Consider the following 14,737-nt stretch of genomic DNA (forward strand, 5'->3'; position numbering starts at 1 on the left):
TGACTATCCAGAGGCGCAATGATTATCGAGTTAGCCGCCAATACTTTGGGCCGGGATTTTGTCGTAGGGGATCTTCATGGCTGCCTGAATGAACTCCATGAGTTACTTGAACATGTTAGTTTTGATAGCCAAAAAGATCGCCTGATCGCTGTCGGCGATTTAATTGATCGCGGAACTCACAGTTTGGGATGCCTGAAGTTACTTGATAAACCGTGGTTTTTTTCGGTGTTGGGGAATCACGAAAAGCTTTTGATTGACTATATGTGTGCACACAAAGGTGAACAACAAGATGCTATAGCCCGGAAATGGTGTTCGGCAGGGGGAGAGTGGTTTTTCGAGTTGGATAGTTCGCTACAACATCAATGTTATCGCAATGCAGTAGTGCTTCCGTGGGCGATCCTGATCGGTGCAGGACAATATCACTATTGTGTAATCCATGCAGAATTACCGCCTGAAATGAACCATCTCGGGGATTTTCTGGCTGGTTTACAGGCTGCAGACCCGTTGATGCGGCTGAGCTGTCTTTCCGGGCGTAGACGGCATCGGGCAAAATACTGCATACCGATAGAAGGGATAAGTTATGTGCTGTGTGGCCATACGCCTGGGGAACGTAATCGCGAACTGGGTAATATGCTCAATCTTGATTACGGGGCTTTTACTATCGCTGAACGCGGGGCGTTATGCCTGTTCGAACTGGGAATAAACCGCCGTTACCTGCTGCGTAAAGACGGTTTATTCGAACAGGCTTTCGGCGCTGCCGGCCTTTAAAATCCGTTTACTGCTTTTTCTTCTTACCGAAGATCTTTAGCAGCACGCCAACCAGAATGCCAATGGCGATGCCGGTGAAAATCCAGCTGATGATACCCATTTCCGATCTCCCGCTATTGCTTTGATCTCATTATATTATCATTCGACGCGGAATGCGCCTTCGATCATCAGTTGCCGTTGCGCGGCGGTATAGTCGATCAATGAGTTCTTGCTGTTGGATTTTTCCAGCGTCACCGCCAGTTCGTCGCCGGAAATCGGCAGGTCATCCTGCCAGAACGGCGCGATGGCGTTGCGGGTAATAAACTCGATCAGATAGCGTTCCGGGCTGTCTTGCTGTTCGGGGAACAGGCGTGCGGCCAGATCGCTCATCAGCGTGCGCTGTTGCGGCTGCTCGCTTTGCGCCAGCAGTTCGAGGAACGGCAACAGCAGGCGGCCGCAGACCTGGCCGTGGTGGTAATCGTGCAGCGCGCCAATCTCGCCGGCAATGCCGTGGATCACCCCCAGCCCGGCGGCGCTCAGCGTCAGCCCCCCCAGGTACGAGGCCTGCATGATGGCTTCACGGGCGCGATCGCTGCGGTTGAGCGCCGGCCAGGCATCCAGAAAATGGCGGATGCCGGTCAGTGACATCTCGCGCGTCATGGCGCTGGCGGTTTTGGACAGATAGGCTTCGAACAGGTGGGTAAACGCGTCGATGGCGCAGTAAGCCAGCACCTTGTCCGGTGCGCCCTCTAGCAACTGCGGATCCAGGATGGCGGTATGCGGCACGAAGTTGTTATGGCGCAGCGAGGCTTTCACCTTGCTGATCCGGGTATCGGTGATCACCGCGTTTTGGGTCACTTCACTGCCGGTGCCGGCAGTGGTCGGGATGGCGATCAGCGGCAGGGTGGCGCCGCTGATTTTTGTATCACCGATCTTTTCCATATAGCGCAGCGTCGGCAGCGGATGTTCCACTAAAGCGGCAAACGCCTTGGCGGCATCCAGCACGCTGCCGCCGCCAATGGCCACCACGCGCAATGCCTTGCCGCGCCAGCGTGCGACCCAGGCGTCGATCTCCTGCGGCGAGGCTTCGTGGCTGACGATCTCGGTGCCGATCAGCAGCGGCGTCAGGGCCTCTGCCAACGAGGAATATACCGCGCCATTGAGGAATGAACGGCAGCTGAACAGCAATGTCGGCTGGGGATCGGCGGCCAGTAATGGGATCAGTTGGCTAATACTGCCGTGGCCGAACCAGGTATGCCGGTTGGCGATCGTCAGGCTGGTAGTCATGTTCTCTCCTTGGCGCGGTAAAACCACAGCATAAGCCAGCCTCGTCGGAGGAACCACTGCTTTTCACTGCCGGAAAGCCATTCATTAACATATTAACCAGACCCGTGGGTGACGGGGTGCCATAATCTGGCGAAGCTGTGATTTGTTTAACATGCAAGCAAGCGAAACCTTGCATTTGGCGCTGTTGAATGCTTTTTATAACAAGCGGGCCATGGCGCTGCCGGTTTTATCCGAAACAAGGTAATTGTTAATTTATTAATGATGGCGAGGGCGGATATGAGTATTCAGGTCGAACGGTTATCGGCGGTGATTGACGCGGTTGCGACACCCAGGTTTTATCCCAGCCTGCTGGCCTGGATGGAAGCTTTCTTCGCCTTCGACAACGCCATTGTTTATGCCTTTGAACGAGGCCGTGCGCCGCGTTGCCTGCTCAAAACCGAGCAAGAAAACAGCGATGCGGTCAACCAAATCTACCAGCGGGGCGCTTACCTGCAGGATCCCTTTTACCAGGTGCTGAACGGCGGCGGCAGCGGCGAGGTGTTTTCGCTGCGTCAGTTGGCGCCATGCGGTTTCTATCACACTGACTATTACCGTAATTTTTACCGTAAAACCGGCTGGCACGACGAGGCCGGCGTGCTGCTGCCACTGACGCCGGAACGCGGATTGGGGGTGTTTTTCGGTTCGGCGCGCCAGACGGTGGGGGTGCGCTATCCGCAACTGGCAGAGTTGAGGGGCGCGTTGACGCTGCTCAAAAGCATCGCGCGCCTGCATGGCGAAGTGGTCGCCGCGCCGGTATCGCCGGATACGGCGGAGGACAAAACCCGACAGGTGCGCTATCTGTTGACCCCGCGCGAACGCGAAATTGTCGATCTGATCCTGAGCGGCTGCGGCTCGCAACAGATTGCCGACCGGCTGTTCATCAGCCTGGGGACGGTGAAAAACCACCGCAAGAACATCTACGGCAAGCTGGATATCGGTTCGCAGGCCGAACTGTTCAACCTGCTGTTGGCCGGGCCGAACCGCCGCAGCGCATAATGTTAATTTTTTGTAGCAAATGTCCCTAAGGGGACATGGCGGCTTGGCCGGCCGCTCCCGATAATCCGCTGTAGGGCATAGGATCTTCGGGAGTGCGGCAGTGAACAATAATATCGAATCGTTAACTTACTACGCGGCAACTAAAAAGTACGATCTGCGCTTCCCGACGCTGGAAGAAGATCTGGACGTTGACGTGGTGATCATCGGCGGTGGCTTCTCCGGTATCAATACCGCGCTGGAGCTGGCGGAGCGGGGCATCACCAACATCGCCATTCTGGAGGGGCGCCATTTGGGCTACGGCGGCACCGGGCGCAACGGCGGGCAGGTGATGGCCGGCATCGGTCACGATCTGGAAAAAATCAAACGTCACGTCGGCCCATCCGGGCTGGAAACCCTCTTCAAAATCAGCAACCTCGGCGCCGGCATTATCCGTGAACGCATCAAGAAATACGCTATCGACGCCGATTTCTGCTTTGGTTACGGCTACCTTGGCAGCAATGCGCGCCAGGAGAAAACCCTGCGCAGCTGGCTGAAAGAGTTCAAGGCGGTATCGCCAAATGAAGAGATCGAACTTTATACCGGCGCGGAAGTGAAGCAGGTGGTGGGATCCGACGCCTACACCTGCGCATTGAAGCACATGGGCGGCGGGCACGTGCATTCGCTCAACCTGCTGTTGGGCGAGGCCAAGGCATTGAGCGGCTACGGCGTGAAAATCTTCGAAAACAGCAGCGTGCTTAACGTCGAGTATGGTTCGCGCATTAAGGTCCGCACCGCCATGGGCTCGGTGCGCGCCAACAAGATGCTGTGGGCGTGCAACGGCTTTCTCAACGGCATGGAGCCGTTTATCCATAGTAAAACCATCAATACCTACGCTTTCCAGTTGGCGACAGAACCGTTGCCCGAGGCGCTGATCCGGCGCATCAGCCCGATCCGCGGCGCTTACAGCGATATTCGCCCGGTGATCGATTACTACCGTGTCACCAATGAAAACCGCCTGCTGTTCGGCAGCGCCACCCGCTTGATCGAATACATCCCGGCGGATCTCAAAGCCTGGAACCGCAACCTGATGCTGAAAGTGTTCCCGTACCTGCATGACGTGAAGATCGATCTGGCCTGGGGCGGGCCGCTGTGCTGCAGCGCCAACCTGTTCCCGCAGATCGGTACCTTGCCGCAGCACGACAACGTGTTCTACGTACAGGGCTATTCCGGCTTTGGCGTAACGCCAAGTCATATCGTCTGCAAGGTGCTGGCGGAGGGCATGAGCGAAGGATCCGATCGTTACGATCTGATGAGTTCGATCCCGCACGTCAACATCTTCGGCAAAGATCGACTGCGCCGGGTGATGACCACCGCCGGCAAGGCCTGGCACCAGACATCCGGCTACTGGAAAGGCCGCCGTTAATTCTTATCAGAGGAGAAAGACATGAAACCATTACTGCTTAAACAGCCGCTGCCTGAACTGCTGGAGATTGGCAGCGTCAGCAATCTGGGTGCCAGAGTGATCGCAGGTTCACCCAACGTCGGGGTAGCGACTCTTTTCGGTGAGCCGACCGATAACCTGAACTGCGGCGTTTTCAGCTGTACGCGCGGCACCTTTGTGATGGAGTATCCGTTTGCCGAACACGCCACCGTGTGGGAAGGCACCGCGACGCTGACCGATGAGAACACCGGGAAGTCCGTGCAGTATCAGGCCGGGGATTCGTGGTTTGTCGAGAAGGGCACGCCGGTGCGCTGGGAAATCACCTCCGATCGTTTTGTAAAACACTATCTCGCCATCGTCGAAGGTTGATCTCACCGTTATCCCCTCTCCGCCGGGAGAGGGGAAATCCGCTATCCCAGCACCCGCTCGATAAAGTCGGTGACCCGCTTCAATATCTGATCTTTGTTGGTTTCGTTAAAACTCTCATGCCGCCCGCCGGGATTGATCATGGCGTCGAAATCGCTGCCCTTCAGCCGATCGATAGCGGTCTGCGATTCGGCCATCAGCACCAGCCGATCGTCATCGCCGTGTATCCACAGCGTAGGCAGCGCGCCGAAACCCGGCCCTGCGTTGATTTTTGCCAGGATCTGCTGCATCGCCCGCAGCGTCGGGCGTTTGAACGGCCCATGCCATACCAGCGGATCGGCCTGATAGGCTTCGCCAACGGCCGGATCGCGCGACAAAGTGGCGGTATCCAGCGGTTCGTTCGGGATAGCGGGCAGATCAAGCAAGTCGGAGATCAGGGTTCTTTCACCGATCAGCGGGCCGGATAGCACCAGTGCGCGGATGCCTTCGCGATAACGCTGGGTATAACGGGTGGCGATCATGCCGCCCATCGAATGGCCGATGACCACCAGCGGCACGTCTGGGTGTAGCTGCTGAAAATGCTCTACTACGCGGTGAACGTCGTCGACTACGGCGTCGTAATCCTCAATCAATACGCGCTCGCCCTGCGATAACCCATGGCCGAGATGGTCGGGGCCAAACACGCGTGCGCCCTGTGCCGCCAGCGTACGCGCCACGTACTGATAACGGCCGAGATGCTCGCCGTAACCGTGTACCAGCAGCGCCAAAAAGCGCGGTCGGTCATGGCCCCAGTCATGCACGGCAATATCGCCATGCCCACCTTTGATAAAGCTGATCTTCTGTTCAGACATCGTATTTTCTCATCGGAAGGGTCATATTCAGCGTAGCGGCAAAGCGGAGAATGGGTAGGGGCACTGCGTGCGGTGCCCCAGGATATTTAGCGAATGAAGTGCTGTGCCAGCGCATCGATAGCCTGGCGTTGGAACAGGTTGAAGGCGTCACGCGGCTGCTGTTGCCGGATAAAATCCAGCAGCGGATCCTGCACTTCGGTGCGAATACCGCTAAGCTGCTCCATCACCGCCAGCCCGCAGAAGGGCACGTAGGACTCGGCATAACCGCCCTCATGCACCATCACCAGCTTTCCATCGCACAGGCGGTCGGCGGCGTCCTGCACCAGCGCGGTCATGCTGCGAAAGCTGTCGCTGTGCAACTGCATGCGCGCCAGCGGATCGAGGGCATTGGCATCGTAGCCGCAGGCAACAATGATCAGCTCGGGTTTGAAGCGCTCGAGTGCCGGGATCACTATCTGTCGCATGGCATACAGATAGCCGTCGTCACCGGCGCCCGCCAGCAGCGGAACATTGATGTTAAAGCCTTCTCCCGCCCCGGCACCGCGGTCCTGTTCACCGGAGTAGCCCGCCGGGAAGCAGCCGTCCTGATGCAGCGACAGCGTCAGCACATCATCACGCTGCCAGTAGATATGCTGGGTGCCGTTGCCGTGATGCACGTCCCAGTCGAGCACCGCCACCTTGCCCAGGCCGTATTGGGCCTTGGCGCGCTCGATGGCAATCGGGATATTGGCCAGAAAGCAGAAACCCATCGACTGGTCGGGCAGGCAGTGGTGACCCGGCGGGCGCGACAGCGCATAGGCGTTGTCCAGCTCACCTTGCAGCACCGCCTCGACCGCCGCGCAGGCCAGCCCGGCGGACAGTTTCGCTATTTCATAACTGCCCGGGCCCAGCGGGGCTTCTTCCCCCAGCATGCCGCCGCCGTTGTCGCTTAACTGTTTGAAACGTTGCAAATAGCCAGCCGGGTGAATGCGCAGCAGGTCTTCGTCAGTGGCCAGTTCGGCGCTCAGCAGCCTGAGCCGGTGCGACAGGCCGGAGACGTCCATCAGGTTTTTCATCCGCCGTTTGGTTTCCGGCGATTCCGCATGGCCCGCCCCCGAAGGGGGTTGAACCCAGCCGCCGACCGGCAGCGTAGTGGCATGCAGGCCGGTGCTGTGCCAGAAACAGCGTTCATCAAAGAAGAAACCGGTTTTTCTTTTCACCTTTTTACTCCTGGTCAATGGCGCGGCGTGCGCGGTGAAGCGAACAAAATCAATAACAGCGACAGCAGCGCGCAGCCCAGCGCGCCGATCAACAGGGCGTCGAAGCCACCCGAAGATTCAATCAGGTAGCCGGCCAGCGTTGGGCCAATCGCCATGCCGCCGCCAATCACCAAATTGATGTTATTCATCAGCTTGCCGTTATTATCCAGCCCGGCGACGCGGGCCAGAATAAACGGCAGGACAAAGGTCCAGGTAAACTTGAACAGCACCGCCGCCACCGCGAAACGCAGCAGCAAGGGGTCACGGATCAGCAGCGCAATGCCGGCGATCAACAGGCCGTAACCCAGCCAAATCAGTCCGTTGCCACGGCGGCGTGCGCTGATAAACGCGGCACCGCCGGCACCGACGATGCCAAACAGGGTGGCGGCCGCCAGCACCTGGCCGCTGTTGACCGGCGAAAGGCCGGCCGCGGCGGCGATACTGCCGATAAAGGTCCAGACCGCGCTCAGGCTGATATAAAAGCTCAGTACCGCCAGCACGGCGAAAGCTTTGCGGAACAAGGGAGAGGCGGCGGAGCGCAGCGCTGAGTGCGTAGGGTGAAACCCGGCTGGGAAGGCGCGGATCAGTGGCAGGCAGCACAGCATGATGGCCGCCAGAATCAGATACACCGCCATCAGGCCGAAATGAGCGAACAGCGGGGGCAGCACCAGTAGCCCGACCGCACCCAGCACCAGTTGGCCCAACACCCAGAAGGCGTAGACCCGGCTGGGGTTGGCGGTGCCGCCCGCGCAGGTGATGCACAGGATCATCAAGGTGCCGCCCGCCATCGAAGCGATAAAACGCAGCCCCAGCAGCAGGGTGAAATCACTGATGAGCGCCGAGGCCAGATTGCCGGCGATAAACACCGCCGCCGCCAACGCAGCGACCCGGCGCCAGTTAACGCGGCTTATCCACCACCAGGCGGGCAAGGTAGCCAGGCTCATGGCACCCAATTCGGTCGAAAACAAGTGGCCGATTTGCGCCGGGGTGAGCTGCCACTGGCCGGCTAACTGCGCCGCTATCGCCGGGGCGGTCATCAGGATGCCCGGCGCAATGGCGGCAAAAATAATAATGGCGGTCAGCAGCCGTGGCGGGCAGGGGATAGCCGCCCCGGTTGAGGGTACAGAAACTGAATCACTGGACATAATAATTATCCCCGCAGGTTAAACCTGAGTCAGATATAGCCGCGATGCCGTATTTTGGGCAGGCGGAAACCGCGCCATGGATGGCGAATAATTAACGAGTTTATTTTTACCTGTTATAAGCCATCGTTATGGCTGTATTCATTAGCCCAGGGCAATAAAGCTGCTGGCCACCAATTCGGTGCGGTTTGCTACCTCGGTTTTGGCAAAGATATTGCGCATATGGGTTTTCACCGTCGAAAGTGAAATTCCCAGCTTCAGGGCGATGCGTTTATTGCTGGCCCCTTCGCGCACCATATTGACGATCTCCTGCTCCTTGGCGGTCAGCAACTGGGCCTCGCCGCCGGGCAGCAGATCGCGCGTCGCCAGTTCTATCAGCGGCAGTACCGCCCGCAGACGGCCACGCTCCACCTCGGTAAAGGGCGTATCGCGGATCAAAGACACCCCGGCGATAATGCGTTTGCGCTGACGGATAAAAATCTCCGTCATATCGCGCATGTCATTCGGCAGCATAAAGTCATGATAATAATGGCGGTTATTGGCGATCGCCGCCGGGCTCATGCCGACCATGCTGATATCCTGCTGATGGAAATTGGCGGGTTTGAGCGGATCAATCTGCTGAAAATGGGTCAAATACTGCTGATGCGTCTTATCGGAAATGCCGTGCAGAATATAGTGGTCTGGCCGCAGATCTTGATTGACCAGGTAAAACACCCCGGCGGACACCGGGATCAAATGCGCAATGGTGGTCAGACAGCTGTTGATAAAGGCATCGGATGATGTGCTGTGCATGATTCATTTCCCTCCTTTACCTACCCTGCGATCTGGAGAATGCGTCGTTCAATATATGAACGATCCCAGCATAGTTGTAGCAATTCGGCAACACAATAAGAACATATTAACAACGTGAGCCTGATTGCAATAAAATACATAAATAACAAGGCAACGCCCCTCCGTTGGCTGGGGAATGGGTGGCCTTGCGTCAATATTTAGTTAATATATTAACGAATGACATGCTTCCTTCCCGCTGAATTTAAAGTGATTTCCCCTGCCAGTGGGGCGGCGCTGTGTGTATCGCCGGATGGCGACACCTTTTTGCTCGCTGTCGGCGGCTCGTTCCTAAGAACGATGGACAGACGCGCTGTTCCCCGCATTCACTCGAAAATCCCCTCCGCGAGATTCAAACCATAACGGTTGGCCGGGCTAAAAAGATAAGAGGAAAAAGCTATGGTTCGGCCTCGTCCTTAAGGACGATAGCCAGTATTTTCCTTTCCTCTCTATAGTGAGATCACCGCTAACTGCGGCGTAAACCTGCACAAACAACACCAGGGCACAAACGATAAGAGGAACTACCCATGAACCTGTCGTCGCGGCTTCATGCCCACCTTGAACGGGGCAAGGTCGGATTCCCCACTACGCTGGCCAGCTCGGTCGGGGTGATTATGGCCAGTCCGGTGATCCTCACCGTCACCAGCGGTTTCGGTATTGGTGGCGATACCTTCGCGCTGGCGATGCTGATCGCCTTCATCATGATGCAAGCCCAGCTCACCACCTTCTCGGAGGCGGCGGCGATGCTGCCGACCTCCGGCTCGGTGTATGACTATATCGCCTGCGGCATGGGCCGCTTTTTTGCCATTACCGGCGCGCTGTCGGCCTATCTGATCGTGCATATCTTTGCCGGCACCGCCGAGACCATTCTCTCCGGCATCATGGCGCTGGTGAATTTCGAACACCTCAACACCTTGATGGAAACCCACAACACCTCCTGGATGATTGGCGTAGGGTTGGTGATCCTGTTCGGTCTGCTCAATGCGTTTGGCATCGAGGCGTTCGGCAAGGCGGAGATCGTGCTGACTTTCGCCATGTGGAGCACGCTGGTGATCTTCGGGATCGCCGGGCTGCTGTCGCCGCATGCGGTGCCGCTGGAAGGCTGGTTCGGCAGCACGCTGAGCCTGAGCGATCCCTTTGCGGTGTTCAGCCTGATCGGCATGGCGATGTTTATGTTTGTCGGCTGCGAACTGGTGACGCCGATGGCGCCGGAGATCAAAGGCTCCGCCCGCGTGATCCCGCGCGCCATGTCGCTGGGGCTGTGCGGCGTGGCGGTCTGCATGGCGCTTTATGGCGCCGCGCTTAGCCATCAGGTGGAGAACGTGGTGGTGGATGCCGCCAACGGCGTTCACTTGCTGGACACGCCGATGGCGATCCCGGCCTTTGCCGGGCAGGTGATGGGCGAGTTCGGCAAATATTGGCTCGGTATCGGGCTGCTGCTGGCCGGGGCGGCGACCATTAATACGCTGATGGCGGCGGTGCCGCGCATTCTGTATGGCATGGCGCTGGACGGCGCGCTGCCGCGCATTTTCGCTTATCTGCACCCGCGCTTTAAAACCCCGGTGGTGGGCATTCTGGTGGCGGTGCTGATCCCCTGCGTACACGCCTTCGTCATTCAGGGCAATCTCGAGCGCATTCTCCCGCTGGTGCTGGCGGCGGTGTGCGCCTGGGGGGTGGCCTACTTGCTGGTGACCTGCTCGGTGGTGATCCTGCGCATCCGCCGGCCGGATCTGCCGCGTGCCTACAAATCGCCGTGGTTCCCGCTGCCGCAAATCGTCTCCAGCATCGGCATTGTGCTGGCGATTATCTACATCACTCCGCCGGGCATGAACCCGCGTGACGTCTATATCCCCTTCAGCATCATGATCGGCCTGACCGCTGCCTATGCGCTGTTCTGGACGCTGTGCGTGCAGAAGGTCAACCCGTTCAAACCGGTGCCGGTCGAACAGGTGCTGGAAACCGCCTTCGCCAAAACGGAAAACGAGGAGGCGCAGTTTGATCGGCTTACTTCCCTCACTTAATCGCGTGTGGCGGCGGCAGCCGGCGGGTTATCAGCCGGGGGTGACGCTCACTCGGCTGGCGCAAAATCTGCAGCCCTATGCCTGCGAACTCCTGGCGCCGTGCCAACTGCGCTTGACGCTGCCGCAGGGGCCGGTGATTGAGGTCAGCGAACGGGTCAGCTCGCTGTTTATGGCGCATATCGTCAGCCACCGCTTCCGCGTGCAGGGGGCAAGCACATTGGCCGAGCCGCTGACGCTACGCATCACCGCCGGAGGTTGGCGGCGGGGCGTGGTTTATCGCGCCACCCGCGACAATGCCACGGCGCAGCGGGTGATCGGCGCCTTGCAGCGTTATCCGCAGATTGGCCAGACGCTGACGCAGCTCGATTTCCGCAGCATCCAACTGAGGGTGGCCGACGGCCGCTGGTGGCTGGATATCGAACATTTTGCCGCGTCTGAAGTGGTCAGCCGGTTGCCGGCCGGCCGTCGCTACCTGCGGCTGGAGCCGGAACAGCGGCGGTTGTTGCTGAGCAGCCTGCTGATGATCGGCCAACTGATGGAGAAACTGGATGAATAGAGTGGTGGTGATTACCGGCGGCGGCACCGGCGTAGGGGCTGCCTGTGCCCGGCGGCTGGCCGCTCAGGGCGACAGGGTGTTTATCATCGGCCGCCGCCGCGAACCGCTGAGGCTGCTGGCAGAGGAAATCGGCGCCGTGGCGCTGGTGGGCGACGCGTCGAGCGGCGAAAGCTGGAACACCACCTTGCTGCCGGCCATTTTGCGGCAGGGCGGGCGCATCGATTGCCTGATCGGCTGCGCCGGCGGCATGGGGGTTGGGCGCATTACCGACACGAGTGACGCGCAGTGGCAAGGCGCGTTGGACAGCAATCTCAACAGCGCTTTCGCCAGCGCGCGCGCCTGCCTGCCGGAACTGGTGAAAACCGGTGGCAACCTGCTGTTTGTCGCCTCTATCGCTTCGCTGGCCGCCGGACCGGAGGTATGCGGCTACGTCACCGCCAAGCATGCGCTGATTGGGCTGATGCGTTCCATCGCCCGCGATTATGGCCCGCTCGGGGTGCGCGCCAATGCGGTATGCCCCGGTTGGGTGACTACGCCGATGGCGGACGAGGAGATGCAGCCGCTGATGGACGCCCATCAGATCTCGCTGGCGCAGGCTTACCGGATGGTGTGCCGCGACGTGCCGCTGCGTCGCCCGGCCAGCGCGGAAGAGATCGCCGGCATCTGCCGTTTTCTCTGCTCGGCCGAGGCGTCAATCATTACCGGTGCGGCGCTGGTAGCCGATGGCGGCTCCACCATCGTCGACGTGCCGACGTTGGCTTTTACTTCCCTTTAAGGAGAATCAGATGAGTACAGAGGCGGTATTTATTCAGGTTGGCGCACTGGCGGAAGGCTTTGCGCCGCACAGCAACACGCTGGAACGGCAGCTCGGGCTGAGCGGCAGCACGCTGACATTGCATTTTGCCGAGGGCGAAACGCTGAAGTGCCATTTTACCGATGACCAAACGCTGAACTGGGGTGCGCGCGGGGGTATCGCTTATCGCGCCACCAGCATCCGCTCCGGCATTTTGTTTATCGATTTTCTCGATCCCTCGCAAGACAACGCCAGCATGACGCTGGTGTGCGATCGCAATCAGGGCAATTTCACCCTGGTGTACGGCCAATTGCCGGATGAACGGCAAACCCGGCTGGATGCTTTCAGCCGCGTTGAACAAGGGTTGCCGCTCACGGCGGTCAACGCCGAATTCCGCTTCGGCACGCTGGATAATGCGGCCGCCGCGTTGCCGCATTTTACCGACGAATTGATCGGCATGCGCAATATGTACACCTACAGCCCGACCGAACGTTACGAGCACATTTACCTGAACGACAATTTTTACGCCTGGCAGTGTCTGGAGGGCGTAGAGAAAGGGCTGGCGGACGTCGATCGTTGCCATTACGTGAAAGTTGCCGAGCAGCTTTACCTGTTCGTGTGGCGCGAGAAGATCGTGCCGACGCTGGGCGTGGTGATGATCGATCTGCAGGCGATGCGGACCGACGGCAAGATCCTCGGCTATCAGGGCAGCGACTTCAGCGCGCTGAGCAATTTTGCGGTGGGCGCTCATGCGCAGGTGTTGAATACCACTCGCCATCCCAGGGGGTAGCCGATGAACGCAACCTATGCGGCCGATGCCTTCAGCGGCCAGGTGGTGTTGGTGACCGGCGGCGCTCAGGGCATCGGGCTGGCGATTGTCGAGGCTTTTGCCCGCCTGGGCGCGACGGTGGTGATGGCCGATCTGCAACTGCGCAAGGCGCAGGACGCGGCGGAAACCTTGCAACGGCAAGGTTGGCGGGTGCAGGCCGTGGCCTGCGATGTGGCCGATGCGGCGCAGATTGCCGAACGGGTCGCGGCGGTGGGGGAGCAATATCAGCGGCTGGACGTGGTTGTCCACAATGCGGCCTACTTCCCGCTGACGCCGTTTGCCGACATTGACGCCCCGCTGTTGCAACGCACGCTGAGCGTTAATCTGATGGCGCCGTTTTTTCTGGCGCAGGCGGCGCTGCCGTGGATGCGCCGCCAGGGCGGCTGCCTGCTGGTGACCTCGTCGGTGACCGGGCCGCGGGTGGCTTATCCGGGGCTGGCACACTACGCCGCTTCAAAGGCAGGCGTGAACGGGTTTATCCGCGCGGCGGCGCTGGAGTTGGCACCGGTGGGCATTCGGGTTAACGGCGTGGAGCCGGGGATGATCCGCACGCCGGCGATGGCCAATTTGGGCGGCGCGGCAGTCAATCAGGCGATTGCCGCCGCCGTCCCGCTCGGACGGCTGGGGGAGCCGGAAGACATCGCTGCGGCGATGGTGTTTCTTGCCTCGCCGGCGGCGGCCTATATCACCGGCCAGACGCTGGTGGTGGACGGCGGCGCACTGCTGCCGGAAGCGAATTCTCTTCTTACTTGACGCTGCAGCGTGGTTGGCTGCAGGCGTAACTAGCTGCGCCGAATAGTGCTACAGGTGGGGTTCATGCAGAACGCCGACGCGCCGTGAACCCGTCCCTGGGGGCTCGTATCGCGCATCCCTGCGCTCAACGGTCGGCTAACCCGTCATGACGCCCACCAACCTCAAGCTTAGGGTGTAGCGGTATTAAACACAGCTATTTAGCTGCAACGCCCGTTCATTTGAGGATGCCGATTCATTGAATCATTTCTTGGTGGGATGGGCCGTCACGTTGGCCGGCAGTTTGTCGCCCAGGGTGATCAGCTCGTCCAGCAACGTCATCAGTTGATCCATCTTCTGCTGCGAAAACGCGGCTTCAATCTCGCGGTAACCCTGTTCCACCTGATGGCGTGCCACGTCGTACAACTCCTGGCCCGGCTGGGTCAGCGAAACGTACAGCTTGCGCTGATCGTTAACCGGTTTCAGGCGGAAAATCAGCTTATCGCGCTCCATGCGCGACAAAATGCCGGTCAGGCTGGGGCGCAGGATGCAGGTCTCCGCCGCCAGTTCGTGGAATTCAATCGAACGGCTGTTGGCCAACACACGGATGATGCGCCACTGCTGTTCCGTCAGATTGTGGCTTTTCAGGATCGGGCGGAAAAACCCCATGGCGGTTTCACGCGCCTGCAACAGGGCAATGGTTAAGGATTCATGCATAGATTTGGCCTTTAGTGTCAAGGTGTTCGGTATGTCGGCCCTGATTCTGGGGCTTCAGCATGCTGAGCCCACGAGCGCAATAGAGTACGCCCCTGCCAGGCCTGATTTATTAATAACTTAATAATAGCCAGATTTACCCCCACGTATAAAGCGAAAAAGCGGCTGGCGGGTAAAAACA

General features: G+C 59.2%; 15 protein-coding genes. 9 read left to right on the top strand and 6 right to left on the bottom strand.

The window, feature by feature from the left end:
- Positions 1–18: 18 nt before the first annotated feature.
- Positions 19–768 carry a metallophosphoesterase gene (locus tag SPL01S_RS18805; RefSeq protein ID WP_063202185.1) on the top strand — a complete coding sequence of 250 codons (750 nt, stop codon included), beginning with the start codon at positions 19–21 and terminating at the stop codon, positions 766–768.
- A gap of 138 nt (positions 769–906) precedes the next feature.
- On the opposite strand, the gene SPL01S_RS18810 is transcribed toward SPL01S_RS18805, so the two are convergent.
- Positions 907–2,034, bottom strand: coding sequence for an iron-containing alcohol dehydrogenase (locus SPL01S_RS18810; RefSeq protein WP_062869502.1), 1,128 nt, complete (start codon positions 2,032–2,034; stop codon positions 907–909).
- 276 nt (positions 2,035–2,310) lie between these two features.
- On the opposite strand from SPL01S_RS18810, the gene SPL01S_RS18815 reads away from it, so the two are divergent.
- The 3 genes from SPL01S_RS18815 (at position 2,311) to SPL01S_RS18825 (ending at position 4,858) form a co-directional block, all read left to right on the top strand.
- Complete coding sequence (locus SPL01S_RS18815) at positions 2,311–3,069, top strand: response regulator transcription factor (RefSeq protein ID WP_063202188.1); 759 nt, start codon at positions 2,311–2,313, stop codon at positions 3,067–3,069.
- 100 nt (positions 3,070–3,169) lie between these two features.
- Positions 3,170–4,471 (top strand): NAD(P)/FAD-dependent oxidoreductase, encoded by a 1,302-nt coding sequence (locus tag SPL01S_RS18820; protein ID WP_063202191.1) that lies wholly within the window; start codon positions 3,170–3,172, stop codon positions 4,469–4,471.
- Positions 4,472–4,492: 21 nt separating this feature from the next.
- Positions 4,493–4,858, top strand: a complete 366-nt coding sequence (locus SPL01S_RS18825; protein WP_004949842.1) for a cupin domain-containing protein — start codon at positions 4,493–4,495, stop codon at positions 4,856–4,858.
- A gap of 41 nt (positions 4,859–4,899) precedes the next feature.
- Here the strand turns inward: SPL01S_RS18825 and SPL01S_RS18830 are convergent, their stop codons facing one another.
- The 4 genes from SPL01S_RS18830 to SPL01S_RS18845 form a co-directional block, all read right to left on the bottom strand.
- Positions 4,900–5,706 carry an alpha/beta hydrolase gene (locus SPL01S_RS18830; RefSeq protein WP_063202194.1) on the bottom strand — a complete coding sequence of 269 codons (807 nt, stop codon included), beginning with the start codon at positions 5,704–5,706 and terminating at the stop codon, positions 4,900–4,902.
- An 86-nt stretch (positions 5,707–5,792) separates the two neighbouring features.
- On the bottom strand, positions 5,793–6,905 hold the full coding sequence (locus tag SPL01S_RS18835) for a histone deacetylase-like amidohydrolase (RefSeq protein ID WP_063202197.1): 1,113 nt from the start codon (positions 6,903–6,905) through the stop codon (positions 5,793–5,795).
- Between the two features lie 14 nt (positions 6,906–6,919).
- The gene (locus SPL01S_RS18840; protein ID WP_063202199.1) at positions 6,920–8,089 is read right to left on the bottom strand and encodes an MFS transporter; all 1,170 of its coding nucleotides are present in this window, start codon (positions 8,087–8,089) and stop codon (positions 6,920–6,922) included.
- A gap of 141 nt (positions 8,090–8,230) precedes the next feature.
- On the bottom strand, positions 8,231–8,878 hold the full coding sequence (locus SPL01S_RS18845; protein ID WP_006323452.1) for a response regulator transcription factor: 648 nt from the start codon (positions 8,876–8,878) through the stop codon (positions 8,231–8,233).
- A 563-nt stretch (positions 8,879–9,441) separates the two neighbouring features.
- Here SPL01S_RS18845 and SPL01S_RS18850 point away from each other — a divergent pair.
- From SPL01S_RS18850 to SPL01S_RS18870, 5 genes are read left to right on the top strand one after another with little or no spacing between them, the layout of a single operon-like run.
- A complete protein-coding gene (locus SPL01S_RS18850; protein ID WP_062869510.1) occupies positions 9,442–10,935 on the top strand; it encodes an APC family permease in 1,494 nt (497 codons plus the stop codon).
- Positions 10,910–11,491 carry a DUF3156 family protein gene (locus tag SPL01S_RS18855; RefSeq protein WP_063202201.1) on the top strand — a complete coding sequence of 194 codons (582 nt, stop codon included), beginning with the start codon at positions 10,910–10,912 and terminating at the stop codon, positions 11,489–11,491. Before SPL01S_RS18850 ends, SPL01S_RS18855 begins: the two co-directional genes overlap by 26 nt.
- Positions 11,484–12,266, top strand: a complete 783-nt coding sequence (locus tag SPL01S_RS18860; protein ID WP_062869513.1) for an SDR family NAD(P)-dependent oxidoreductase — start codon at positions 11,484–11,486, stop codon at positions 12,264–12,266. The genes SPL01S_RS18855 and SPL01S_RS18860 overlap by 8 nt, the downstream gene beginning before the upstream one ends.
- Positions 12,267–12,276: 10 nt before the next feature.
- The gene (locus SPL01S_RS18865; RefSeq protein ID WP_063202205.1) at positions 12,277–13,074 is read left to right on the top strand and encodes a MoaF C-terminal domain-containing protein; all 798 of its coding nucleotides are present in this window, start codon (positions 12,277–12,279) and stop codon (positions 13,072–13,074) included.
- 3 nt (positions 13,075–13,077) lie between these two features.
- Complete coding sequence (locus SPL01S_RS18870; RefSeq protein WP_063202208.1) at positions 13,078–13,866, top strand: SDR family oxidoreductase; 789 nt, start codon at positions 13,078–13,080, stop codon at positions 13,864–13,866.
- Between the two features lie 240 nt (positions 13,867–14,106).
- Here SPL01S_RS18870 and hpaR read toward each other — a convergent pair whose 3' ends face one another.
- Positions 14,107–14,559, bottom strand: a complete 453-nt coding sequence (gene hpaR, locus SPL01S_RS18875) for a homoprotocatechuate degradation operon regulator HpaR (protein ID WP_062869519.1) — start codon at positions 14,557–14,559, stop codon at positions 14,107–14,109.
- Positions 14,560–14,737 lie beyond the last annotated feature (178 nt).

It is taken from the genome of Serratia plymuthica NBRC 102599 (assembly GCF_001590925.1).
Classification (GTDB): Bacteria; Pseudomonadota; Gammaproteobacteria; order Enterobacterales; family Enterobacteriaceae; genus Serratia; species Serratia plymuthica.